Raw genomic sequence first — 24,319 nt, forward strand, 5'->3', positions numbered from 1 at the left:
GATTCATTATAATTGCTTAAAAAATCGGACTCGATAATGGCAGTTATCCTTCTTTCACTATTAATGACACCAACGTCATTAAAGTGATTATATACTAAAGTGACACGGGTGTCATTATTTTTTTGAAAGAGGTGAGCAATTTGGCTAGCATTTCCAATGAAACGCGGAAAAAAATGAAGCGCGAAGCAATTTTAGAAGGTGCTCGTGCCGTTTTCAGTAGAAAAGGGCTGATTGATGTGACCATGAAGGACATCATTGACGAATGTGGAATCAGTCGCGGCGGCATTTATCTGTACTTTGATTCGGTCGATACGATTTTCACCTCGGTGCTCAAGGAACGTAACACTCGAAAATTTGACGGCATCCGATCAGCAATCAAAGAAAATCAACCTTTTGAAAAATTGCTGGATGATTATTTTGCCGAACACAAGGATCGCTTGTTAAATCATGTCGGAAACAGTTTGCTGCGGGCAACCTATGAATATTATTATACCCACAGCTCTGAAAAAGATCATGCTTTCCAACAAGCACAAATCAACTCCAGCCAACAAACAATCTATGAAATTCTAAAACTGGGTGTTGAGCAAGGAATTCTGGAAAATCAAAAATTAGAGGAATTGGCTGAAACCTTCATGCTTCTTATCGAAGGATTGGGTGTCCTAGCAATTACCGGAACGATTACTGAAAAACGCATCGATGATCAAATCGAGATGATGCAATTTATGCTACCGAGGAGAAAGTAATTTTTACTTGTTTTATTACTTACGAGTTCTTAATTTCCATGTCTAGTCAAAAAAGCACAATGTCTGTGAGAAGGGGAATTTTACCTCCATCTCTTACACTGTGCTTTTTGTTTTGCCTCGCTTAAAATTTTGCCGTTTGTATTCGCTAAATCTTATTTTTTCGGTTGATAGAATAGAGGGATACTTACCATTTCTCATAAATAACTATGGCACTTCCGCCAATAATAATCATTAAACCAGCGAGCGTCCCTAGCCATAAACGATCTGTCGAACCGGTTAGAGGTAAGGTTGGTTTGAAAATATTAATCAAAGTAACATTATTTGTACCATCGGTGGTCGTACTTGATAACTCGATTTGTTCCGCAGCCGGTTCGCTATAATTAGCTAGGTCTGTCACCTGTTTAACACTATATTTACCGTATGGTTGTGGAGCAAAGGAAGCTTTACCATCTATATTTGTTTTGACAGTAGCTACCGCGCTACCATCCTCTTTATATAATGTGATTTCAACATTCGATAGCGAGTTACCTAAACTATCTTGTACGAGTACATCGATACCGATACTCTTATCTGGAGTCAAAACATAGGTATCTGCCACTACACTAGCGTATGCGGTTAATGATTGATTCCCTTTTGGTACCGCAAGTGTGCCTCCGTTCAATGCATCAACATTTTTCCATTTAATCGTGCTAGTTGTATTAGGTAAAGCGACTGACTTATTCGTGACATTTGCGGTACTAAAATTTTTACCAAAAGTAATCACTTTTAACCCGGTCATTCCCGAAAGCATATTGGTCATATTAGCAACATTTGTAGTGTTCCAACTTGTTGCGCTATTATTTAGGGCGTTGCCAAGCGTGAGGCTTTGCACGTTAGAAGTATCTTTAAACATTCCTGCCATATTCGTTACATTTCCAGTTTCAAAATTTGAAACATCAAGTGCTCTAAGACCTATTGCTCCATTAAACATATAACTCATATTCGTTACATTTCCAGTTTTCCAGTTTGAAACATCAAGTGTTGTAAGACCTGTTGCTCCACTAAACATATAACTCATATCGTTAACACTATCCGTTTCCCAAGTTCCGAGGTTTAAGTTCGTTAATGCTTTAGTTCCGCCAAACATATAGCTCATACTGTTAACATTGGTAGTAATAAAATTTGATAAATCTAAATCGTTCAATTTTTCTGCATTATTAAACATCGCATACGTATTGGTTAATACTCCTGGAGTCCAACTGGTAATATTTTTAATTTCTGTCAAGTACTTTGCAGAATTAAACATAGAGGCAAATGATGTCGCTTTCTCCATGCCCCATTTCTCTACATCCAATGACTGAATTGCAGAATTCGCAAACATAGACGATGCGGACCCCGCTGCCGACAGATTCCATTTACCGGTATTCGGCATTTTTGTTAAACTAGAAGTATTTTGGAACATACCGGTAGCATCAGACACAACAGAAAAGTTCAAATTTTCAGCACCAGAAATTTGTGTGATATTGTCTAGTTGGGAAAATAAGTATGTTGAAGCAGCATTTAATGTAATTGCACCATCAATACTAATTGAAGTAAATTTATCTTTATATTGATACCATGGAGAAACGCCAACTTTAACGTTAGTTGTATTGGGAAAAGGAGTTTTTCCAGCTTTACCTGTTGTTCCTGGACCAAGATGCAATACATTATCACTAATGTACCATTTAACACCGGTTAGTGCATCGACACCAAAAATCCCCTTAGCCTGGACTTGAAGCTTATTAGCAGTATCCGGGTTTCCAACCCAAGGGTCATCCTTATCAATATAGTCAGTCAATCCTGTACTACCATAGGTTCCTTTATTAGCTGCAATATCCACATTAGATCCCGGAGTCCAGAATCCTACTTCCTCCGCAGATTTCGCCATAATTTTTGCTGAATACCCTTCAGGAATCAGCGGCGTAATCGCCTTTTTAATTTCAGCAGCCTGTTCACTTAGTGTGGTCGATAAATCAATCGTAATTGTTTGGTTATCTACCGTTACTGTGGTTCCTGTAACATCACCAAATGCCGCAATACGATTAAGCAAATCTGTTTGAAGTTGCGCAAGATTAATCGTGTCTTCGTTAGATTCTGTGGTTTCTGAAGACTCAACTTCACTAGCAGTTGTTTCTTGAATCGAATCCGTGGTGCTGGTCACTATACTACTGTCAGTTGCAGATTCTGAAGTTTCTTCTGGTTCACTGCTTGCTGTTGTCTGTGAGGTTTCAGTGGATGACTCTGCTTGGGTCTTCTCTGTCGTCGCCATAGTGGACTGCGTCGTTTCAGCAATAACGGGGTAAATTGGAACAAACAATTGGATACTTAGCACACCGATGACAACCAATTTCAGCAAGCGCTGACTTCCATTTTTAGAAAGACCCTTCTTTGTTTGCAATAAAATCTTGGAGAAGCAATGAGTCAAAAATGATTTATTCATATTTTCTCCTCCCAACGTTTACGAATTAAAACAGTTCCGCCGATAACCGTGCTTAGAAAAATACTTGTGCCAAGTAACGCCTTTGTTAAAGAAATCTTCCAAACATCACCACTTGTTTGCATAATTGTTGTGGTATTCTTTTGACCAATAGTTTCGTGATTTGATCCTGAAACATTATTGTCTATCAGTCCAGACTTAGGTTCATAAGTAAAATCATCGGTGACCTTTCCTGTTGCATCGGTATAAGGCAACTGAAAAACAATCGGAGTAGCAGGTTTGTTGTTACCACTGCCGGCTAATTCCTCCAGTAGGTAATAACCTTCCACCAAGGTTGCTGTATCAGCATACATCGTTTGTCCATTCGTATCAGTAATCAATTCGATGGAAAAAGCTTGTTCCTTAGAAGCAATTGTATAAGTCGCAGAGTCGGTCGGCACAATTTTTTCACCGTTGATAGGTAAAATACGGGTCAGTCGATAATGTACATTTGCTACAGGTTTTGTTGCTTGCGACACGGTGGAAGAACTTGCAGTCTCACGCTTCACTATGGTAACTGACGGACTGTTCATCCCATTCGCAGCATAGGCCATTTGTCCTAGCATAAGCCCAACAATGCTGATAATCAGCATACTAAACAATCGTATGTACTTCATGCAAAATCCTTCCTTTCTTGTCACAGCATTTAGTAATTTATTTTTTCTCAGTGATTACGTTTTCAATCAGATGTTGTGAAATAGCCTTGTCAGATGATTCGTTTATTCATCCTCTTCCTCGTTTCCATGTTCTAATTTTTTTATTTGCGTTCCTGCTTATTCCTAAAGTGACGATAAATTAGCCAGAAAAGAAGGAGTACTAGGAATAGCAGCAATACTGCGATTCGAATCGTGTCTGGCGTCCAAACGGTTCGATGAGCGGTTTGGACCTCTTTTGCAGCTTTTATAGGAACGCGTTTGCCATAAACAATCAAACGATGACTATTGATAAATAATGGTGTACAAGTCATCAGCGCTACGATATCTTTATTCTCCTGAATGTAAAAGGCTTCTATCGCGGCTTTATCATTAGGATCCACAGTTTTTTGATCGTACACTTCATACGCTAAATTTTGACCAAACATATTCAAATAAAAGACATCACCTTTTTTCAAGTAGCGAATATTATCAAATAAAATCTGATTGGCTAATCCCGAGTGTCCGGTAATGCCGCTAAGTGTATTTTTTCCTCCAATGGGCAATGTCGTCCAAGGCAAGGTTCCAATCCCTTGGTTTAACGTCCATTCAGAATCACCAAAATAAATCAGCATGTTGGTTAGGTTGATACTGGGAATATTGATATAACCGATGGGCTTTTTTAAATCTTTTTGAATGTCAGTAATGTTGACTTCTTCCGAGGCTTTTCCTTTTTGCTGATGATAGATCATCTCGTTGTATTTTTTGATCAACTCGAGTGTAGTATTCTTTTCTTCAGGTATTTTCTCTTCATAAGTCGTAACTACGCTTTTACGGTGATTCTGAGTGACCAGATCATAAAAAATCGGTACTATAAGTAAAAGAACGCCAAGAAAGATGACACTCCCAAAGATCGTATAGACCTTTCGTCGTCCCTTCTGCGTTTTTTCTATCTTTTTTCTTACCACAAAAGCTGATCACCTCTTTTTTCTCTGGTGCATTTCGATTGTTCAATAACTCACTAATTCAATTAATTAGGTAGCAAAACTAGACCTATTTACATTGTTTCCTTCTATAATTGAATTATACCTTCTTTTTCTGTAAGTAAAACGTCAACTTTTGACGTGTTAAGGATAATTTTTGACTTTCTCCTATTTCCTGTTATTTTTCGTCACTAAACAAAAAAACTATCGCTTATTTTGATTAATAGCTCAAAATAAATGATAGTTTTTTTCAATAGGATAGAAATTTTTTTCAAGTTAATCAGTAAAATCGGCAAAAGTAAATGAATTTAATTGAAAAAATGACCTTCACTGATAGTTTTTTCATCCCATTGCCATTTGATTTAAATAAAAACATACTCTTTATTTTAATCGTTGTCTTCGTTTCATCCTCCGAACCTCTCTCATTCGCTGTTTTTCCATCACTTCCAGCAAGTACTGTCCGCATCGCCCCAGTACACTTGCTTCACAAAAATTATCCACAACATGAAGTCCATTGATAGCATACGGCAAACGATCGATATCTTCTTGCAGGAGCTTTGTCTGTAAAGTTCGCGCCAGAGCCAAGTGTTCCTGTCCTTGTTTAATGTGCTGAATCATTTTCTCCAAATTCTTTTGCCGTAAGCTTTCGATTCCTTTGCGAAATTCCTCACTGGCATCATCGGAAACATAACTAATTTGAAATGCTAATGCTTTGATTTTTTCTGTCGACATCCTTTTCCTCAATTCATCCTTTTTTGTGGTGCAAAAGAGATATGTAAAATAGAGCATTCTCTGTTAAATTTCTCTTTCCAATGTTTTTTGCATAGCCGCAAAAAATTTCCCCCAGTGAATGACCGTGGTGAGATACTCCTTTGCCTCTATGACCATAGCAATATGAGTTACCTTTTCTTTTTCTAGATAGAATAAGCTCATTTCTAAGTTGCAAGCGACATTCAAGCAGACTTGCCCTTTTTTAAGTAAGCGCAACGCATTACCGAACTCTGCTCGTTTAAATTTATCTGAGCCTTGCGAAAAATAATCCATTGCCATTTCTGCATGGCTGATAATTAAAGTTGCGTACATTTTTTCTTCTTGTAACGGCATTTTCTTCCTCCAGATTTTCTATTTTCACTAATCCAAGAGTAAGTACGCACTATTTTGGAAAATCATAGAAAACTATTTTCTTTTTAAATCGTAATTCTAACCACTTCTTCTGCTTTACTTTCCTCATGTCCCCTTTCTAATAAGAAATACGCAGAATATCTATAGTTTACTTTTTTTATTTGAGAAAATAAAAAAATCCCGACAAAACTCAAATTCGAGCTTCGTTGAGACTTTCCTTCATCTATTTTTTATATTCTTCTGAAAAACAGCCTTAACCTTAAGCAATAATTCATCTAGAAGCAGTTCGTCTGCTGCTTCCAAAAATTGGCAATTTCTGGCTTCGTAATCAATCGTTGTTAGTTGATCCAGCATTACTTTACCTTTCGTTTTCATGTTGTTCGCTTCATTTATTTTAATATATAGTGGATAATTTCTATTAGTTGTACGAATAGGTGCTACAATGACTACATTAGAATTATTCGCAATCACATCATTACTTAAAACAATATATGGTCTTTTTCCTGTTTGTTCATGACCAGCTCTCGGAGCCGCATTTAACAACAGAATGTCTCCTTGTCGGGGTCTTTTTACCATTTCTCATTTCCTACAGCTTCCCCTAAATCTTGCAGCTCTGTATGGAACGGTTCGCTGTGAAAATCTTTAAACAATTCTTCAATTGTGAATTCTGAAGGGATCACTTGTTCTAAAATAACTCTTTTTCTTCCATTGATTACTTCTGTTTCAATTATAATCTCATCATCCGTTTCTATGCCTAAGAAATTCATAATGTGTTTGGATAGGCGGATTCCATTGCTGTTTCCCCATTTTTTTACCGATAACGTTTCCATGTTAAAGACTCCTTTCGATTGTATATACCATAGCGTGCCATCTTTACTTTTCTTACGCTCCTGAGTGATAGGGAACACAACAACATTCCATAATGGTGAAGTTTCTCACTGGACGACTTGTGAAAATTTTTGTCTCTCATCTAACAACTGGTCAACTGTATCTCTTCGTTGTATCGTCGCAATCATATATTGACTCATCACACTACAGGCCAATGCAGAGTCTAAATCCCACATCGCAGAAATTTCGAGTAGGGTCCTCAGCTCATCTCCCTTCCTCCCCTCAATCAAACCCAGTTTCTTTCGCAAAAAACATGCTTGATCTAGATACCTTTGTCCACTTTCGATGAATTCAATTGCCACCTCAAATTTCCGCTGTGAAAATTGCCTTGCTCCTGTAAAAAACTGTCTGCGCGCATTCTCAGCAGTATAGCTTATTTCATGTGCAATCTTCTCAAGTTGATCTTCTACTGTTTCTTTCATTCTCTTTTTTCAGCTTCTTTCTTAAGTTATTCTCTCTATTTTTTTCTTCCTGAAATTAAATACGCAAAAAACTTGGAAATTTTCAAAAAAAATGAAATAGTCTAAAAAAATATCAAAATATTTTCATATCATCCGTACTCGCAAAAAAAAAACAGACCTGATCCACTCTATACTTGTAAAGTTAATCAAACCTGTCCACCAGTTACTCTCCATCAATGATTCGATTTTTTTGTATTGCTGTGCTTATCTGATTTCATAATCTTTTTCTATCTTTTTAATCAATTTTCTTAATTATTGTCACTTCCAGAATAAAATCCTTTTTTCGACTTGTTGAGCGAGTGAAAATAAAATCAGCCCGATTATAGAAAGTAAAATAACAGAACTCAAAATAATATTTATATCATACATTTCATTTCCATAAACTAGTAAATACCCAAGTCCAGATTTAGCTCCCATCATCTCGCCAATTACAGCACCAGTCATGGCTTGTGTCACTGCGATTTTTACTCCAGACATTATCGAAGTTAATATAAATGGAAATTCCAATGTCTTAAACTGTTGCCCTTTTGTAGCACCGAATACTTTCAAAAGATCAAGATAAGCACTATTCATCTCCTCTAGCATCATTTGAACGTTCACAAGTATAGGAAATGATACCACTAGTATAACCAATGCTACTTTAGAACTGATTCCCAATCCGAACCACAAGATAAATAGAGGAGCCAAAGAGATTTTAGGTGCTACCTGTGCTATTACTAATATAGGCATAAACAATCGATTGATGATTTTCAGTTTTCCTAAAAGATATCCAAGAATTCCACCAACCAAAATGCCAAGAATGGTTCCCACAATTATTTCCAATACAGTTGTTCCCACATTGGCCAATAAATCACCAGTAATTAGATATTCACAGAAGTATTTTGCTAAATTTATCGGCATAGGAAGAATCGCTTCAGATATCTTCAATACTATGACTGCTAATTGCCAAATTAATAGGATAACTATTCCCAAGAAAGTAGGATAAAGTATCTTTTTCATAATTATTTCTTCTCCTCACAGAAATTAACAATCAGTTTCTCTGCAGAATACGATTCTTCAATCAATCCGTATTCGTCTAAGATTCGAATGTAGCTATTATATTTTTCTAAATCTGAATAACCAAATCCATATTTAGCAGTATTATCGCTCTGCCATAAATGGGAAATAAATTCGTTTTTTATGACCTTCATAACTAGGTCTTCGCTTTGTTTAGCAGCTGGAGTAAAATCATTGATTGCAGTATTAACGCTCTCTAATAATCCATCCTGATAAATCAGAAAGTTCAGTGACCTATCTATTACCCGGTTCATTGACTGACAAATAGCTCTATTTTCTTTAAGAAATTTCTCAGAAGTAATCAGAACATTGCCAGATATAGGTATATAATCATTTAATCGAAATTCTAAAACATCTATACCCTGTTCTTTCAAATCATATTTTCGAAGCATCGAAAAACAGATGCCATCTACCTGATTAGTGACAAGAGCATTTACTATTGCCCCCGTTCCAATAATTTTAATGTGTACATCGTCAACCGTCATTCCATATTGTTTCAAAATCATTTGAAGTTGAATAAAGTTAGGACTGCCAAAACTAGTAATTGCGATAGTTTTTCCTTTTAAATCTTTTGGTGATCTAATTTCTGCACGTTTTTTAAACATAACGGCTCCTAGACCTTGTTGATAAGTGGAGTGAATTATCTTTACAGGCACTTCATTTCCTCTCCCAATAATTACTGGGTCAGAATTGGGAAATCCAAATTGCACATTATTCATTGCAACATTTTTTATGATCTCAACAGCTGATGAATAATAGAATTCTACATCCAATCCTTCTTCAGCAAACCAGCCCTTTGATTTAGCTATATAAAGTGGAACATAATATGGTGTAGCGGAACCATCCAGTTGAATAGATATTTTTGTCAGTTTTCCAGAATCACTATCTACCGTTTTGTTTTGCAATGCACATGAAGAAGATAAGGCAACTATTATAATCATGATTAAAAGGACTGATTTTCTCATATTTAAGCCGGCTCCTTCCAAGACAACAATCTATTTTGTATCCAATCTATGGCTCCATAAAAGAGTAGTCCCACAATGACTGTGAGAATAATTGTGGTCATTAGTAGTGGTGTATTAAATGTTGCCGTTGCAAAAGTTTGTAAATATCCTAAACCACTTTGACCCGACATCCACTCTGCAACGATGGCTCCGATTAATGCCTGTACAATACCAACTTTAGCAGAGGCAAAAAGAGTAGGTAAGGCATAAATCAGCTCTATTTTGAACAATCTCTGTTTTCTTGTTGCATCCAACAATGATAAATAATCAGAAATATCTCTTGGTACAGCATTCAATCCATCCATCATTCCAGCAACTATTGGAAAGAAAGCCATGGAGAAGACGAGGATGATTTTGGAGAGATAACCTAGACCAAACCAAATGATGAAAAGCGGAACAAGCGCAATTTTGGGTGCTGCTTGGAAGAAAATTAGAAAAGGCAATACACTAATTCTCATTGTTTCATTTTTATGAATAAAATACCCAGCCAGCATTCCTATGACTATTGCAATCAAAAATCCCAGCAATGTCTCAATACTGGTAATTGCAAGATGATACCAAACCTCTTTTGATAGTATTTGGTTAAAAAATTCTTCAAAAACCACGAAAGGTGTCGGTAGCAAGAAACGAGGAATTTCTGCTTTCACAATGTACAAATGCCAAATTGCGCAAAAGAAAAAAATAGATACGACGAAATCCAAAGTACGATTGCGCTTATTCATTGTTCTAACACCTCTCTCAAATAGCTAATGAATCTATTAAACTTCTCTGAAGATCGTATACTCAAATCTCGATTGGTATCTAAATCAATCGAAACAATCTCTTTTATTGTTCCCGGACGAGAACTCAATACAACAACTTTCGTAGACAGGAAAACAGCTTCCTCAATATCATGTGTAACGAATAAAATCGTTTTATTTGATTGATGCCATATTTTTCGCAACTCAATATTTAAACTATCCCTTGTCATCGCATCTAATGCTCCAAAAGGCTCATCCATCATCAATACATCTGGATTATATGAGAGTGATCTCGCTATGGAGACACGTTGCTTCATACCACCAGATAATTCTTTTGGGAGAGCATTTCTAAACGCATCTAGACCAACTAACTCAATCAACCCCTTTACATTATCAAGGTATATCTCGGTCATTTGCTGTTTTATTTCGAGAGGAAAAATAATATTTTGATAGACAGTTTTCCAAGGAAGCAAAGCAGAGTCCTGAAATACAAATCCTTTATTATTCCCTGCAAAGTTCATCTTACCTTCTTGAAAGTTTTCCAATCCAGAGATGATTCGTAAGAGCGTAGATTTCCCACAGCCACTTGGTCCAATAAACGAAACAAACTCTCCCTTCTCTATCATCAAATTGATATTATCTAAAGCAATCACCTTTTGAGCAGAACTAGTAAAATAGCTTTTTTTTAAGTCAGAGATAGTAATCATCGCTTCTCTCATTCATCTTATCCTTTCAAATTTAATGCTCCTGATAGTACAATTTCTGCAGCTTTTCTATGAAGCTTTTTATACTTTTCTTCATCTGTCCATTTATCTTTTTTTCTACTTATATGAACAACTAGACTATTTGCTACGGGAACATTGTAAATATTACCCAAAATGTATAGGGCTGCAGTTTCCATCTCACAATTCTTAATTCCTCGATTAACCCAATAATCCATATATCCTTGATTAATCGGAAGCGAATCAGTTATCGCAGGCACTCTTCCTTGACCGTTGTAGTATGTTTCCGATGTTAGTCCTATACCCACATGGACATTCATATTTTCATTTTTCATTTTCTGATATATTTTCGTAAGTAGTAACGGATCAGCACTAGCTGGATAATTCTCTGAAACATATGCACTCATTATCCCAGTGCTTCTTGCCATACTCGTATTTAGTATAATATCCCCTGGCTCAATTCCCTCGGCCCATGCACCACACCCGCCACATCTAATAATCATTTTCGAACCATTTTCAATCAATTCTGTGACCGCAATTTCGGTCGAACCAATACCAATACCTGTTGAGCAAATTGAGACTTTATGATTATGCCACTCCCCGATAACAACAATGAATTCCCTTGTATCCACCACTTTTTCACATTTCACCCAACTTTCAGAAATCAGTTTAACTCTATTTGGATCACCTACGATAAGGGTAACTTCTCCCAGCATTCCTTTTTTTAATCCTTTTAAGTGTATACTCATATGAATTCCCCTTTTTATTTTGTCTTAAGCATTAGTACGCAACTTAATGAAATTAAATAAAGAACTGACAGAAAAGCCATTGCTACTGTTAAAGAATAGTTATCCAAAAAGAATCCAATAAACACAGAAGAAAAACCACCTACTGCTCGACCAAAATTGAAAATAACATTATTTGCTGTTGCTCTAATTCTTGAAGGATAGAGATTTCCAACAATTGCTCCATACCCAGCATTCATTCCATTGGCAAAAAAACCAACAATCGCTCCACCAACCAAGATAAGCAATGGACTATTCGCATACGAATAGATAAAAACAGCAAGTGCAGAAGATATAAGGAATAGAGAATATGCAGTCTTAGCTCCAATTTTATCCATAATCTGCCCGAAAAAAAGCATCCCAATCGACATTCCAATAATTGTAGCAATCATCCAATAAGACGAACCAGATACAGTCAATCCTAATTTTTTTTGCAAGATAGACGGCAACCAATTCATTAATCCGAAATAGCCTGCAACTTGTGCAATAGCCATTATTGATAAACGAATCGTCGTCATCGCGCGACCTTTTTGAAACAACTCAATAATCGATGGTCTTGAATCATTCACATTAGTCGCTTTCCATTCTTCAGGATCATCTAGTTTGAAGTAAGCAAAAATTGCTAAGAAAATTGGCAATGCACCAAATATAAATAATGCTCTCCAACCAAATACTGGAATAATCAATGCTGCTGCGATTGCTGCAATAATACTTCCAACTTGTCCCGCAATTGTGACAAAAGAATTTACTCGTCCTCTTCTTTCAGAAGAAAAGGTATCGGCCATCATCGACATAATAACTCCGTATTCTCCACCCCCACCAACACCGACAAAGAAACGCAAAACATACACAATTACAATATTATTAGCAAAGGCCATCCCGCCGGTCGCAATAGCGAAAATTGCTACTGTAAGTACAAACACTTTTGCTCGGCCTTTTCTATCAGCTAAAGTCCCAAAAATCAGTCCACCAGCAAGCATGCCGATATTCGTAATAGTTGAAATGAATCCCCCCGCTGTTCCACTTATACCAAAGTCTGTAATCATAGTTGCCAGTACATAAGAAAGCAACATCGTGCTCATGCTCTGTAATCCCAATCCACTCATAGACATCGCTAAAATACTTTTTTCTGGCCGACTCATTAGCTTTTTCTGATAGTCACGTTCTAAATTCTTCTCCATAATCTGCTCCTTTATAAAAATATTGACATTGATTGCTACGTAAATCCAAACGATTTTTACCTCTTCAAACAAAAAACAGACTCGATACATCCCACCGCTCGTGAAATGGATCAAGCCTGCATACCAGTTACTCTCCAACAATTTTTATTCAATTTTTCGATATTGTTGTGCTTGCGTTGCATTAATAACGTCCCCACGTTTCTTCCCAAAACCGATGCCTCGTTGCACTAGCACCCACTCTCCTTTCCATTCAATTTCTTTTGCGATTACTGCGTTATGCGACAACACTTGAACTACCACCATATTCCCACCCTTTCTGATAGTAAAAATCGACATAAAAAAAGAGGTACTAGACGACTGTCCAATACCTCTGACATAGCAAATAAACGAGCAATAACTTCCCTTAAAATTCTCCTAATTTTATCAAAAAAGTGCGATAAACCGGTAGAAATCCAGCAAAAAATTAGGTACAATTAACAAGGTTAGTGCTTGCACTAACTATGGCAACTTGATTGATCAGGTCCAACTGATTTTTCAAGGCCTTGTGGTTTAGCGCCAACTAAACTGCAAGGTGCCTTTTTTTATTCGATTTAAACTATCTGAGTCTATTCTAATGAAAACGATTCCTATCTGTCAAGCGAACAAGGGTAAAAAGTTAAAAAAGATAGAATTTTCCGATAAGAGTAAGCCAACTCATGTAGTAGAGCATTTTTTTATTCAAAATCTACAGGTCTTGCAACTTCATTGCTTTCATCAAATTCAAATGCAATAGCATCCAAAATACGTTGACTTGATTCTCCATCCCCGTACGGATTTGAAGCTTTTGCCATTGCATGATAGTGTTCCTCGTTATCGAGAAGTAATGAAGTTTCTTCAAAAACAGTTGCTTCATCCGTACCAACTAGTTTCAACGTTCCAGCTTCAATACCTTCTGGTCTTTCAGTTGTATCACGAAGAACTAGTACAGGTACACCAAGAGACGGTGCTTCTTCTTGAACTCCACCAGAATCAGACATAATCAAATGACTTTTATTGGCAATATTTTGAAAATCAACTACATCTAATGGTTCAATCAATTTGATTCGATCAGATTTAATCAGTGTATTTCTTGCCAGCTCACGAACTTTAGGATTTTTATGGATTGGAAAAACAACCGCAATATCTTCATACTTTTCAATTAATCGATTGATTGCATGAAATACGTTTTCCATAGGTTTACCAAGATTTTCCCGTCGGTGCATTGTCACTAGAATAATTTTTTTATCACTAAGTTCATCAAGAAGTTCATTTTTATAATCTTCTCGTACTGTATACTTCATAGCATCAATAGCTGTGTTCCCAGTGATAAAAATCCTGCTTTCCTCATGATTTTCTACCAACAGATTTTGTTTACTTTGTGTAGTTGGCGCAAAGTAAATATCCGCTAATACATCTGTCACTTGCCGATTCATCTCTTCAGGAAAAGGCGAATATTTGTTCCAGGTACGTAATCCTGCTTCAACGTGACCAATCTTAATTTGACGATAGAAGCCTGCGATAGATGCTGCAAAAGTTGTTGTTGTATCACCATGGACTAAAATAATATCCGGTTTTGCTTCTACAAGTACACTATCCAGCTCTTTGATTACACGACTAGTGATATCCGTTAACGTTTGTCCATCCTTCATAATGTTTAAATCATAATCTGGAGTAACTTGAAATACTTCCAGAACTTGATCTAACATTTGTCTGTGTTGTGCTGTAACAGTCACGATTGACTCAAAACGTTCATCTGCTTCAATAGCTTTCACTAATGGAGCCATTTTGATTGCTTCAGGTCGAGTGCCAAATACGGTCATTATTTTTATTTTAGTCATTTTTATACTCCTATAATTTGTAAGCATCATCAAGGAGATTGTGTGTATCTAAAATTAATTTTCCTTTTAGCTTATCCAAGTTTTCTTTTAGATGGGTATGTTCTACCATTAGAACAATAATTTGAGAATTCTCTAAGAACGAATCAAAGTCCGTCACTTGATTATTCATAATTTGCTCTTTTAACATTGGATCAAATACTCGAAATGGTTCAGCAAAATTACTTTCCATTTTTTCAAATAGTTGCAACGTTGGACTTTCACGGATATCATCTACATCTTGTTTGTATGTCATACCATAGATACCAATTTTATTTCTATCCGTGATATTATTTTCTTTCATGATCGTAGTTAGACGATCCAAGACCAATTCAGGCATAGATTCATTGATCTCTAACGCTGTTGAAATCAAATTTGTTAATCGGGGATAATCTCCCACCAAAAACCATGGATCTACTGGGATACAATGCCCCCCTACACCAGGTCCAGGACTTAGAATATTAACCCGTGGATGCATATTTGCAATTCGAATGATTTCATGCACGTCTAAGTCATCATGTCTAGCAATTTTAGTTAGCTCATTTGCATAGGCAATGTTAATCGCACGAAAAGTATTTTCTACAACTTTTGTCATCTCCGCAGTGCGGATATCCGTACAAACAATTTCACCTTCGCAGAAAGATGAATAAATCTCTTTTACCTTTTCCGCAACTTCTGGTTCATCTGCACCAATGGTACGGGAATTAAATTGAAGTTCCTTAATCATTTGACCGGGTAAAATACGTTCTGGAGCATGAACTAAATGTACGTCCTCTCCCAAAACCAAGCCCGCTTCTTCTACCAGTGGGCGAACAAAGCGATCAATCGTTCCTGGAGAAATAGTTGATTCAATAACTAAGATTGTTCCTTTTTTACAAACTTCCAATACCTGTTTTGTTGCGGCAATGACATAAGATGGATCAATTTTCTTATCCACTTTATCATAAGGTGTTGGAACGGTTATGATATAAAAGTCCGTTGAGGAATAATCATTTTCAAACTTGATACCTTTATTCAAGGCGTTATCAAATAACTCTTGTAGTCCTGTTTCTTCAAAAGTTAACTCGCCTTCTTGAAGTTTGTGTAACAGTTTTTTATTGTAATCTGTTCCTACAACCTCATTTCCATTTGCCGCCAACATTAGTGCTGTTGGTAAACCGATATAACCCAAACCAATTACGTTAATCATTTATCTTATCTCCTTTTGAAAATTGATATATAAACCACAAATAACCGAGATATACAATTGAAAAGAAAAATGAAATTAATTTCAAAAATACCAGAATATCTAAGTTACTTATTTTTATAATAAAATAAATACTTATTATTACAATCATGAACATTAATTGTAATAATAGATCTAATTTCTGTTTACCGACAATTATTAATGCAGGAGAGACCGTAGTTACGATAAATCTAATTCCAAACATAGGAGCAAGTATGACAACATATTCGCCTGCAACTCTCCAACTATTTCCAAAGAAAAACGAGAACAGAGTTGGTGAAAATAACATTAAGAAGATAGTCATTGGAATTGAGATTGCTAATTGTAACAGAAAAGTTTGCTTAAATTCTTTTTTAAAATTCGATTTGCTGTGATACGTTGCAGTTGCTCTCTCAAAAAAAATTCTCGAAACATTTCCAGATATCAAAGCTAGTGGTATTCCCAACATCCTAACTGAAATAGAATAGAATCCAACAGCTGAAAAATCAAATAATTGTTCAATAAAAATAGTAATTAATGAATAAGATAACCCATTAAAAAAGATAGCTGGAGTCGAATAGACAGGTTGTTTATATTCTTTCTTTAATATTTCTTGTACTTTGCTAAATGGTATAGTCCTTATTTCTTTAAATCTGGATCTTAACGATTTAGCTTGTTCACTAACTCCGGCAAATTGACCAATTGAATAAAATAAAAGCAAAGTAATTATACCGTTGTAGAATAGACCTATCATAGATACTATACCATTTTGAAATATACTTCGTATTATCGCTACTTTAGAAATTAATTTATAATTTCTTTCTTTATTATTATAGGCGGTAAACACATTAATTAATGAATAGGATACAAGTAATAGAAAGAAGAAGGGAATAGTGGAAAATAATTTTGTGTTATTTGTACCAACGATATAACACCCATAACCTATTGAAATAACGCTTGATAAAACTGTTCCTATAATTAGGCTTCCTTTAATCAGTGGAAAAACTTCCCTATCTTCTACAGAAATCACACTCATATCATATCTTAAGTTTATTACTGGCATAAAAATAGTTGCTGCTGATAATAAATATGTATATATTCCTATATTTTCTGCTGAAAATGCTCTTGTCATAACTGGGGCAAATATTATAGATATTCCTTGAGCAATAAGCGATCCTGAGAAGAGAACCACTAAAGATTTAAGATACTTGCTATCTAATCTCATAATTTTTTGATTATTTTTGCAGGATTTCCTGCCAAAATAATATTCCCTTCTTCAAATTTCTTAGTTACTACTGAACCTGCTCCTACTATCGTATTATTCCCAAGCACCACTCCCGGTAAAATAACCGAATTCATTCCAATCCAACAGTTATCCCCAATAATCACAGATTTACCTTCCAGATGGCTAGAAATATCATGTGGATCATGATTCGTAGTAATAATTCCGCAATTTGGTGCAACTTCACAATTTTTACCAATGATTATTTTAGCTTTATGCGCTTGATAATAACAACCGCTCATTTGGAAGACATTCAAGCTACTCACATCAAATTCAATATTTTTAAATGTTCCAATTAGGGTATTTTTCCCCATGGGCCATGGCGGAGTGCTATTTCTTCTAAAAATACGTTTTCCAAGTCCATTGAATGCCCATATAAATCCTAATCTTTTATCATTAAAAAATTTTCCATCTAAATATTTTTTTTCATAAAACAAAGAAAAAAATAGATATAAGCATTTCCTAACGAATTTAGAGTAAATTATAGTTTTCATCTGTATTTATATTAGCCTTTCCCTTTCTAGATATGAGAGAACCTATAAGAAATACTAAACCTAAGGTAAACATATTCTGAGTTATAAAAATAATCATTGATGGCGTTGAATAATAAATATTGAAAATTACTCTGGACAGGATATACGACCAAAAATACAATGATTCATAACTTCTGGACTTATTGAGTATTTTTTCAATTATTGTAGATAGTTTTATATGAAATATCGTAAATATAGGAGCTAAAATTGCTCCAAAATAATAATATCCAAATCCAATTGATGAAAGTATATGACCAGACTTATAATTATTACTACTATAAAAAACATTATTAAATAATTCACTTGTTAGACTCATGTCTCTGTCTTTAACAAGAAAATTGAAACCAAAGAATGATCGTGCAAAATCATACAATAAATTTAGAAAATTGGGACTGTGAGAGCGTCTCGTTAAAATTGCTATCGAAACATTTTGAGGCCCCGTGAAGTAAGCCTGTAAGTCTTGACTAATATCCGATAGTGTAAAAGTAGTATTAGAAATAGCATCAGAATATGAACCAAACTGATTAGCTAAATAGGATTTATAAAAACTTGCTAAACCCAATAATATAAGGGTTGATAAAATCCCCCATAATAGTATTTGATTTCTGTATTTTTTAAATACCACAATGATAAGTAAAAAAGAAGATATGGCTGTAAAAAGCATAATTGTTCTTCTCTCTCCTACTATTACGGATGTATTCAAAACAGCGAGGATAATTGCGAAAAGAACTAATTTAAAACTTTTTTTTTGCGTATAGCTTTTTTGAAGTAAACTTAACAATAATAGGAACAATAATGTGCATGTAATTTTTATTATTTGAATTACAAGATTTAAAAACTGATTGGTATTATCCCCAATTCTTTCACCTATATCTGAAGTTAATATCCCAAAGGAAACCAATCCATTCCTTCCCCATAGTAAGAAAACAATAATTCCAAATAGAATAAAAACAATATAAAAAAGGTTATTCCCTATAAGCTTTAGATCATATTTTTCAGTTTGATTAATAACTTTTGGCTTTGAAATTAAACCTAGAAATAAGAAACTTATAAAACACTCATAACTAATTAACAGTATAGCTAAAGAAAGATTATTCTCAATCATGGGCGCATATGCAGCCTCAAAATACCATCCCGAAAGTGCAGAAAATAACGGAGAAAGAACCATTCTTAAGAAAAACATTATTAATATTCCAATATTAGTTAGTAAAAACCGCATTGACGTAGAAAAGAAATTCTTATACAAAAAAAAGGTTCCGACAAAAAAAGAAAGCGGCATCAATGTGTATAGTTTAAAGCCATCAGGTAATTTATCCTGTAATATCAATAAAAAAAACATCACAAATAAGGAAATGCCCTGTAGTGCTATTAAAAGAATTTTTCTCATTCTAGTCCTCCATAACCAAAGTCAACGTTTTTTTTAACAATTTCTTATTTTCATCTTCTATATTATTTATCTTTTCTTCTATAAAAAATTCGAATTCACTTGAATTTAAAGAAATATACCATTCATAGATATCACTAGGTAAACTCTCTGGCAACTTTCTTGGAACCACATAACCAATATCCTTCGTTAACGTCTCCATGTAAGTACCTTCAAAGACCAGAATCGGCTTCTTAAAATAGAGAGAAAAAAAATATTTTAAGGAAGTTGCTGTATCTAATGCCATGTTATCAAACCCATATAGATTATTTATTATATCCGAATCTCGAATGAACGATGGTGTATCTTCAGGAATAAAAGAACCATGAAACTTAACATTTCGAATCGAATTTTCTTTCGCGTAGATTTTTAATTTTTCTGATCCAACACCAAAAAACTGTATTCTAAATCTATCATCATTTGCAAATATATCTAGTACCTTCTTATCAATATCAAAAAACCTTACTGATCCAATAAAACTAATTCTTATTGGTTTATTTCTAGGTATAAACTTATAATAGTCATCTCTCAAAAAATTTTTATCAAAGCTATTTAATAAGAAATAATCATGTTTAGGTAAAAATTTTTCAAATCCTCTTGAAGAAATAGTCGTGAAATACGAATTATTAATAATTTTTTTTAGTACATTTTTTATCACTGGTCTATCAGAATTTGCATAATCTCTAATGTTAAGCACATATTTATTGGATGAGAGCAATGTTGAAAATAAAATTGCTGTCTCGGTTCCCCATACTATGATTCTAGAATATTGATTTCGCTTAATTATTTTTGAAGCATATCTTCTAAAAGAAATATATTTCATCAATTTTACTAGTTTGTTAGTACTCTTCTTAAAATTCAAAGGAAACTGATAAATCTTTTCCGTACCAGTTGGCTTTTTTTCTAAACTTCCATACTTATCAACACATATTATATCAAAAGGGATATTTTGTGATTCAAACAAATTATAATACAAAGCTGCTCCAGTCATATGTTTCACATTCACAGTTGAAAGAATTAATACCTTCGCCAATTTTTTTTACATCCTCACTTCCATATTTAGAAGTTATTTTATCCAATACTGTTCTTATACTCATAAATTTTAGCATCTACTAGTACTCTATACCAATACGCCTGAAAAAAAGCGTATAAAAAGCCTGCATACCCATCTAAAAATCCTAGTCTAAATATATATCTATAAAGGAAATAAGCGTTTGTTCTAATGATACTCGGTAATCGATAGTATAAACCGTATTTTAAAAACCTTCTAATCTTTGCAGGTGTGTCTAATGACTGATAATCGTCTTTTCCATTGTTTTGTAAATTATGAAGATAATCCTTTGCAGCTCTACTAGCATACCAATTATGTTTATCAATCCAAAAGGTAAGGTCTTTAAAATCTTCATGTTTCGATATATGTTTCATTTCAACCGAGATACCCTCTGTAAGAACTATTTGTTCGTCCATTTCTCGTTCTTCCATAAAAGCTTTTCCCTGCTTGAATATACATAATTTTTTAAATGGGAAGGTACCACCGTGTCTTAATCTCTTACCTAAAAAGTTTACTTCTAAAGGAAAGATTATACCATTAACATTAGTATCTTTATTTTTCTCACTTAAAACAGCTATCTCATTCAGAGATTCACTTGTCAATCGTTCATCTGCATCTAACCTAAAAATCCATTGTGTAGTAATATCTAGATGAGTAATTGCCCATTGAAACTGTTTCCCATAGTTAACAAATTCATGTTGTACAAATTCTGCATTATAATGTTTTGCAACATTTTTAGTTCCATCTGTGCTAAAACTATCAACTATAACAACTCGTTGAAATCTTTTGTTTAAAGATTCTAAACACTCAGGTAGATTTGTTTCTTCATTTTTTGTTAAAATGACAACAGTCATATCGATTTTCCTCACTTACTCCACACCACTCTGTTCACATAATCTGTATAAGAAAGAATAATTCGCAATACCTTTTCCGAAACATTTGGCATTGAATAATCTGCTACGTGTCGTAAAGTACTTTGTTCCTGTGTTTTCAATACTTCTAGACCTTGTAAGATTCGTTCTTTTTCTAAACCAACCATCATAACGCTGGCTTCTTCCATTGCTTCTGGACGTTCATGCGCTTGACGGATATTCAATGCACGGAAATTCAAGATAGAGGACTCTTCGCTGATGGTACCACTATCACTCAAAACAGCTTTTGCATTGATTTGCAGCTTGTTGTAATCATTGAATCCCATTGGTTTCATAGTTTGTACTAATTCATGGAACTTGATTCCTTTTGCTTCGATCATCTTCATTGTACGAGGGTGTGTACTGATGATGATTGGCAATTGATACAATTCCGCAATTGTATTTAAGCTATCTACCAGGTTCAAGAAATTCGCTTCTGAACTGATATTTTCCTCACGGTGAGCAGATACGACAAAATAATTATCTTTTGTTAGTTCTAAACGATCAAGAATATCCGAATTCTCAATATCTTCTTTTCGTGAATTTAACACTTCAAACATTGGACTTCCCGTCTTAATCACACGATCAGCTGGCAGTCCTTCTCGAAGCAAATATTCTCTTGCGATATCGCTATAAGTCAAATTAATGTCTGAGGTATGGTCAACGATTTTGCGGTTTGTTTCTTCAGGCACCCGTTGATCAAAGCACCGATTTCCTGCTTCCATATGGAAAATTGGAATGTGACGACGTTTTGCCGCAATCGCACACAGGCAACTATTCGTATCGCCTAAAACTAGAAACGCATCTGGTTGGACTTCTTCTAAAATTGGATCGATTTTAATTAGAATATTGCCGACAGTTTCAATAGCTGTGCCGACTGCTGCATTTAAGAAATAATCTGGTTTTTTCAATTTAAAATCTTCAAAAAACACTTCATTTAGTTCATAATCATAGTTTTGACCAGTATGAACCAAAATGTGTTCGATTGCTTCTGATTCTTCCAATTTATTTAATACAGCAGATAAACGAATAATTTCTGGACGTGTTCCAACGACAGTCATCACTTTCAATTTTTTCACAATTAAACCTCCACGTAATAGGTATCTGGATTTTCTGGATCAAAGGGTTCATTGACCCACATAAGCGTCACCATATCCGATTCCCCTAAATTTTCTATATTGTGAGTATAGCCCACAGGTATATCTACTACTTCCAGTTTTTCACCAGAAACAAAATATTCAATCACTTCATCCGAATCAATCTTTCTAAAGCGAATGACACCTGTCCCACTGACCACTAAAAATTTTTCATTTTTGGTGTGATGCCAGTGATTTCCTTTCGTAATTCCCGGTTTTGAAATGTTTACAGAAACTTGCCCACGATCAGGCGTACGCAAAAACTCGGTAAATGAACCACGTTGATCGCTATTCATTTTCAAGGGATAGCTAAACTGATCCTCCGGCAAAAAGCTGAGATATGTGCTATATAGATTTTTTTCGATTCTACGATTTAATTTTGGTAATCCTAATGTTTGTCGATTTTCCTTAAAAGAAACAATCAGATCTCTCAATTCACCAACAGATACTTGATCAATCGCAGGAACAAAACCAAACCCATCTTGCACTGTTGGGTTTCCTTGGAGACAATTCAGCAATTCCTTTACAACATCATCAATATAACATAAGTCAATCGTTGCTTTTGGATCATTTACGCTGACTTCTTCTCCTCTGGCAATCTTATAGCAAAAGGTTGCGACAACCGTATTGTAGTTTGGTCGCGACCATTTTCCATAAAGATTGGCGAAACGATAGACATAAATCTCTGCACCGGTTTCTTCATGATACTTTTGCAGCAACTCTTCTCCTGCACGTTTGCTTTCACCGTACGGATTATCCAGTTTTGCCTGAATAGAGGATGACAACATGATTGGACACGTATTATTGGCTTGTTTCAACAAATCAAGCAGCTCCGAAGTAAAGCCAAAATTACCTTCCATAAATTCAGCCGTTGTTTCTGGACGATTGACACCGGCTAGATGAAAGATGAATTCTGCATTTTTACAATAATCAACTAGCAGTTCCTTAGGTGTTTCCTTATCAAATTCGTAAATTTCATGTTCATCTTGATTTTTTAGTTCAGCAATGAGATTCTTGCCGACAAATCCCATTGATCCCGTTACAAGTATTTTCATTTGTTATTCCATGCCTTTAATTCTTCTTGGACTAGGTCTAATTCAAGCAACCGTTCCTTGATTTCAGCCACAGTCAAACGATGAGTATTATCTGAATTGTATTCTTCATCTTGTGACAATTCTTGTTCCCCATCAACAAAGTATTTATCATAATTCAAGTCGCGTTTGTCAGCCGGTACTCGGTAGAAACCACCCATGTCTTTTGATACCAAGAATTCTTCCTTCGTAAGCAACGTTTCGTAGCGTTTTTCCCCATGACGAGTTCCGATCACATGAATTTCATTATCCACATTGAATAATTCTTTTACTGCTTGTGCTAGATCACCGACTGTTGAGGCAGGGGATTTTTGTACCATGATATCGCCGGCTTCAGCATTTGCAAAAGCAAATTCAACTAAGCCTACTGCTTCATCCAGATTCATTAAGAAACGAGTCATATCGGGATTAGTTACCGTCAATGGCTTTCCAGCTTTGATTTGGTCAATGAATAAAGGAATAACCGAACCACGAGAAGCCATAACATTTCCATAGCGTGTACAGCAAATCGTCGTTTTTGACCCTTCCACGGCACGCGCTTTGGCGATAATTACTTTTTCCATCATTGCTTTAGAAATCCCCATTGCATTGATTGGATAAGCTGCCTTGTCGGTAGATAAACAGATCACCCGTTTTACCCCAGCTTCAACTGCAGCAGTCAGTACGTTTTCTGTTCCTAAAATATTGGTTTTCACAGCTTCGATTGGGAAAAATTCGCAAGAAGGCACTTGTTTCAGTGCTGCTGCATGGAAAATATAGTCCACACCATACATCGCATTTTTTACACTATTGATGTCTCGAACATCGCCAATATAAAATTTCAATTTATCGCTGTTATATTTTTTCCGCATATCATCTTGTTTCTTTTCATCCCGTGAAAAAATACGAATTTCTTTAATATCTGAATGCAGGAATTTCTTCATTACTGCATTTCCAAACGAACCGGTTCCACCTGTAATCAACAACACTTTATCTTTAAACACGT

Annotated in this window: 26 protein-coding genes; 1 reads left to right on the forward strand and 25 read right to left on the reverse strand. The window is 35.1% G+C overall.

Going from position 1 to position 24,319, the window contains the following annotated elements; translation table 11 throughout:
* Positions 1-173 precede the first annotated feature (173 nt).
* Positions 174-743 (forward strand): TetR/AcrR family transcriptional regulator, encoded by a 570-nt coding sequence (locus FFM66_RS00250; RefSeq protein WP_171000757.1) that lies wholly within the window; start codon positions 174-176, stop codon positions 741-743.
* Positions 744-927: 184 nt separating this feature from the next.
* Here FFM66_RS00250 and FFM66_RS00255 read toward each other — a convergent pair whose 3' ends face one another.
* From FFM66_RS00255 to FFM66_RS00375, 25 genes are all read right to left on the reverse strand, one after another.
* Positions 928-3,201, reverse strand: a complete 2,274-nt coding sequence (locus tag FFM66_RS00255) for a BspA family leucine-rich repeat surface protein (RefSeq protein WP_137604663.1) — start codon at positions 3,199-3,201, stop codon at positions 928-930.
* On the reverse strand, positions 3,198-3,854 hold the full coding sequence (locus tag FFM66_RS00260) for a hypothetical protein (RefSeq protein WP_137604664.1): 657 nt from the start codon (positions 3,852-3,854) through the stop codon (positions 3,198-3,200). Before FFM66_RS00260 ends, FFM66_RS00255 begins: the two co-directional genes overlap by 4 nt.
* Positions 3,855-3,994: 140 nt before the next feature.
* On the reverse strand, positions 3,995-4,837 hold the full coding sequence (locus FFM66_RS00265; RefSeq protein WP_137604665.1) for a class C sortase: 843 nt from the start codon (positions 4,835-4,837) through the stop codon (positions 3,995-3,997).
* A gap of 396 nt (positions 4,838-5,233) precedes the next feature.
* On the reverse strand, positions 5,234-5,584 hold the full coding sequence (locus tag FFM66_RS00270) for a PTS lactose/cellobiose transporter subunit IIA (RefSeq protein ID WP_171000758.1): 351 nt from the start codon (positions 5,582-5,584) through the stop codon (positions 5,234-5,236).
* 63 nt (positions 5,585-5,647) lie between these two features.
* Positions 5,648-5,956, reverse strand: a complete 309-nt coding sequence (locus FFM66_RS00275; protein ID WP_137604667.1) for a hypothetical protein — start codon at positions 5,954-5,956, stop codon at positions 5,648-5,650.
* A gap of 237 nt (positions 5,957-6,193) precedes the next feature.
* Positions 6,194-6,550: a type II toxin-antitoxin system PemK/MazF family toxin gene (locus tag FFM66_RS00280; RefSeq protein WP_137604668.1), complete on the reverse strand. Its 357-nt coding sequence runs from the start codon at positions 6,548-6,550 to the stop codon at positions 6,194-6,196.
* Positions 6,544-6,804, reverse strand: coding sequence for an AbrB/MazE/SpoVT family DNA-binding domain-containing protein (locus FFM66_RS00285; protein ID WP_137604669.1), 261 nt, complete (start codon positions 6,802-6,804; stop codon positions 6,544-6,546). The genes FFM66_RS00280 and FFM66_RS00285 overlap by 7 nt, the downstream gene beginning before the upstream one ends.
* Before the next feature lie 105 nt (positions 6,805-6,909).
* Positions 6,910-7,284, reverse strand: a complete 375-nt coding sequence (locus tag FFM66_RS00290; RefSeq protein WP_137604670.1) for a hypothetical protein — start codon at positions 7,282-7,284, stop codon at positions 6,910-6,912.
* A 297-nt stretch (positions 7,285-7,581) separates the two neighbouring features.
* Positions 7,582-8,322, reverse strand: a complete 741-nt coding sequence (locus FFM66_RS00295) for an ABC transporter permease (protein WP_137604671.1) — start codon at positions 8,320-8,322, stop codon at positions 7,582-7,584.
* Positions 8,323-8,324: 2 nt separating this feature from the next.
* A complete protein-coding gene (locus FFM66_RS00300; RefSeq protein ID WP_137604672.1) occupies positions 8,325-9,344 on the reverse strand; it encodes an ABC transporter substrate-binding protein in 1,020 nt (339 codons plus the stop codon).
* A 2-nt stretch (positions 9,345-9,346) separates the two neighbouring features.
* Positions 9,347-10,105, reverse strand: a complete 759-nt coding sequence (locus FFM66_RS00305; RefSeq protein WP_137604673.1) for an ABC transporter permease — start codon at positions 10,103-10,105, stop codon at positions 9,347-9,349.
* Positions 10,102-10,842 (reverse strand): ABC transporter ATP-binding protein, encoded by a 741-nt coding sequence (locus tag FFM66_RS00310; RefSeq protein ID WP_137604674.1) that lies wholly within the window; start codon positions 10,840-10,842, stop codon positions 10,102-10,104. The genes FFM66_RS00305 and FFM66_RS00310 overlap by 4 nt, the downstream gene beginning before the upstream one ends.
* 5 nt (positions 10,843-10,847) lie before the next feature.
* The gene (locus FFM66_RS00315; RefSeq protein WP_137604675.1) at positions 10,848-11,594 is read right to left on the reverse strand and encodes a nucleoside phosphorylase; all 747 of its coding nucleotides are present in this window, start codon (positions 11,592-11,594) and stop codon (positions 10,848-10,850) included.
* A gap of 14 nt (positions 11,595-11,608) precedes the next feature.
* On the reverse strand, positions 11,609-12,772 hold the full coding sequence (locus FFM66_RS00320) for an MFS transporter (protein ID WP_137604724.1): 1,164 nt from the start codon (positions 12,770-12,772) through the stop codon (positions 11,609-11,611).
* A 183-nt stretch (positions 12,773-12,955) separates the two neighbouring features.
* Complete coding sequence (locus tag FFM66_RS00325) at positions 12,956-13,114, reverse strand: CAT RNA binding domain-containing protein (RefSeq protein ID WP_137604725.1); 159 nt, start codon at positions 13,112-13,114, stop codon at positions 12,956-12,958.
* A 410-nt stretch (positions 13,115-13,524) separates the two neighbouring features.
* Complete coding sequence (gene wecB / locus FFM66_RS00330; RefSeq protein ID WP_137604676.1) at positions 13,525-14,667, reverse strand: non-hydrolyzing UDP-N-acetylglucosamine 2-epimerase; 1,143 nt, start codon at positions 14,665-14,667, stop codon at positions 13,525-13,527.
* A 10-nt stretch (positions 14,668-14,677) separates the two neighbouring features.
* Complete coding sequence (locus FFM66_RS00335) at positions 14,678-15,892, reverse strand: nucleotide sugar dehydrogenase (RefSeq protein WP_137604677.1); 1,215 nt, start codon at positions 15,890-15,892, stop codon at positions 14,678-14,680.
* Complete coding sequence (locus FFM66_RS00340; RefSeq protein ID WP_137604678.1) at positions 15,885-17,132, reverse strand: lipopolysaccharide biosynthesis protein; 1,248 nt, start codon at positions 17,130-17,132, stop codon at positions 15,885-15,887. The genes FFM66_RS00335 and FFM66_RS00340 overlap by 8 nt, the downstream gene beginning before the upstream one ends.
* Positions 17,129-17,683: a DapH/DapD/GlmU-related protein gene (locus tag FFM66_RS00345; protein WP_137604679.1), complete on the reverse strand. Its 555-nt coding sequence runs from the start codon at positions 17,681-17,683 to the stop codon at positions 17,129-17,131. Before FFM66_RS00345 ends, FFM66_RS00340 begins: the two co-directional genes overlap by 4 nt.
* Positions 17,661-19,109, reverse strand: a complete 1,449-nt coding sequence (locus FFM66_RS00350) for an O-antigen polymerase (RefSeq protein ID WP_137604680.1) — start codon at positions 19,107-19,109, stop codon at positions 17,661-17,663. The genes FFM66_RS00345 and FFM66_RS00350 overlap by 23 nt, the downstream gene beginning before the upstream one ends.
* Before the next feature lies 1 nt (position 19,110).
* Positions 19,111-20,178 carry a glycosyltransferase family protein gene (locus FFM66_RS00355; RefSeq protein ID WP_137604681.1) on the reverse strand — a complete coding sequence of 356 codons (1,068 nt, stop codon included), beginning with the start codon at positions 20,176-20,178 and terminating at the stop codon, positions 19,111-19,113.
* A gap of 38 nt (positions 20,179-20,216) precedes the next feature.
* Positions 20,217-21,050: a glycosyltransferase family 2 protein gene (locus FFM66_RS00360; RefSeq protein WP_137604682.1), complete on the reverse strand. Its 834-nt coding sequence runs from the start codon at positions 21,048-21,050 to the stop codon at positions 20,217-20,219.
* 11 nt (positions 21,051-21,061) lie between these two features.
* A complete protein-coding gene (gene wecB, locus FFM66_RS00365; protein ID WP_137604683.1) occupies positions 21,062-22,186 on the reverse strand; it encodes a non-hydrolyzing UDP-N-acetylglucosamine 2-epimerase in 1,125 nt (374 codons plus the stop codon).
* Positions 22,187-22,188: 2 nt separating this feature from the next.
* A complete protein-coding gene (locus FFM66_RS00370) occupies positions 22,189-23,298 on the reverse strand; it encodes a capsular polysaccharide biosynthesis protein CapF (RefSeq protein WP_137604684.1) in 1,110 nt (369 codons plus the stop codon).
* Positions 23,295-24,317 (reverse strand): polysaccharide biosynthesis protein, encoded by a 1,023-nt coding sequence (locus FFM66_RS00375; protein WP_137604685.1) that lies wholly within the window; start codon positions 24,315-24,317, stop codon positions 23,295-23,297. The genes FFM66_RS00370 and FFM66_RS00375 overlap by 4 nt, the downstream gene beginning before the upstream one ends.
* Positions 24,318-24,319 lie beyond the last annotated feature (2 nt).

The sequence above is a fragment of the Enterococcus songbeiensis genome (genome assembly GCF_005405265.1).
GTDB lineage: Bacteria > Bacillota > Bacilli > Lactobacillales > Enterococcaceae > Enterococcus_C > Enterococcus_C songbeiensis.

Coding starts and splice junctions, on each gene's coding strand:
- FFM66_RS00250 (WP_171000757.1), top strand. CDS start 174: ATGAAGCGCGAAGCAATTTTAGAAGGTGCTCGTGCCGTTTTCAGTAGA.
- FFM66_RS00255 (WP_137604663.1), bottom strand. CDS start 3,201: ATGAATAAATCATTTTTGACTCATTGCTTCTCCAAGATTTTATTGCAA.
- FFM66_RS00260 (WP_137604664.1), bottom strand. CDS start 3,854: ATGAAGTACATACGATTGTTTAGTATGCTGATTATCAGCATTGTTGGG.
- FFM66_RS00270 (WP_171000758.1), bottom strand. CDS start 5,584: ATGTCGACAGAAAAAATCAAAGCATTAGCATTTCAAATTAGTTATGTT.
- FFM66_RS00275 (WP_137604667.1), bottom strand. CDS start 5,956: ATGCCGTTACAAGAAGAAAAAATGTACGCAACTTTAATTATCAGCCAT.
- FFM66_RS00280 (WP_137604668.1), bottom strand. CDS start 6,550: ATGGTAAAAAGACCCCGACAAGGAGACATTCTGTTGTTAAATGCGGCT.
- FFM66_RS00285 (WP_137604669.1), bottom strand. CDS start 6,804: ATGGAAACGTTATCGGTAAAAAAATGGGGAAACAGCAATGGAATCCGC.
- FFM66_RS00290 (WP_137604670.1), bottom strand. CDS start 7,284: ATGAAAGAAACAGTAGAAGATCAACTTGAGAAGATTGCACATGAAATA.
- FFM66_RS00295 (WP_137604671.1), bottom strand. CDS start 8,322: ATGAAAAAGATACTTTATCCTACTTTCTTGGGAATAGTTATCCTATTA.
- FFM66_RS00300 (WP_137604672.1), bottom strand. CDS start 9,344: ATGAGAAAATCAGTCCTTTTAATCATGATTATAATAGTTGCCTTATCT.
- FFM66_RS00305 (WP_137604673.1), bottom strand. CDS start 10,105: ATGAATAAGCGCAATCGTACTTTGGATTTCGTCGTATCTATTTTTTTC.
- FFM66_RS00310 (WP_137604674.1), bottom strand. CDS start 10,842: ATGAGAGAAGCGATGATTACTATCTCTGACTTAAAAAAAAGCTATTTT.
- FFM66_RS00315 (WP_137604675.1), bottom strand. CDS start 11,594: ATGAGTATACACTTAAAAGGATTAAAAAAAGGAATGCTGGGAGAAGTT.
- FFM66_RS00320 (WP_137604724.1), bottom strand. CDS start 12,772: ATGAGTCGGCCAGAAAAAAGTATTTTAGCGATGTCTATGAGTGGATTG.
- FFM66_RS00325 (WP_137604725.1), bottom strand. CDS start 13,114: ATGGTGGTAGTTCAAGTGTTGTCGCATAACGCAGTAATCGCAAAAGAA.
- wecB (WP_137604676.1), bottom strand. CDS start 14,667: ATGACTAAAATAAAAATAATGACCGTATTTGGCACTCGACCTGAAGCA.
- FFM66_RS00335 (WP_137604677.1), bottom strand. CDS start 15,892: ATGATTAACGTAATTGGTTTGGGTTATATCGGTTTACCAACAGCACTA.
- FFM66_RS00340 (WP_137604678.1), bottom strand. CDS start 17,132: ATGAGATTAGATAGCAAGTATCTTAAATCTTTAGTGGTTCTCTTCTCA.
- FFM66_RS00345 (WP_137604679.1), bottom strand. CDS start 17,683: ATGAAAACTATAATTTACTCTAAATTCGTTAGGAAATGCTTATATCTA.
- FFM66_RS00350 (WP_137604680.1), bottom strand. CDS start 19,109: ATGAGAAAAATTCTTTTAATAGCACTACAGGGCATTTCCTTATTTGTG.
- FFM66_RS00360 (WP_137604682.1), bottom strand. CDS start 21,050: ATGACTGTTGTCATTTTAACAAAAAATGAAGAAACAAATCTACCTGAG.
- FFM66_RS00370 (WP_137604684.1), bottom strand. CDS start 23,298: ATGAAAATACTTGTAACGGGATCAATGGGATTTGTCGGCAAGAATCTC.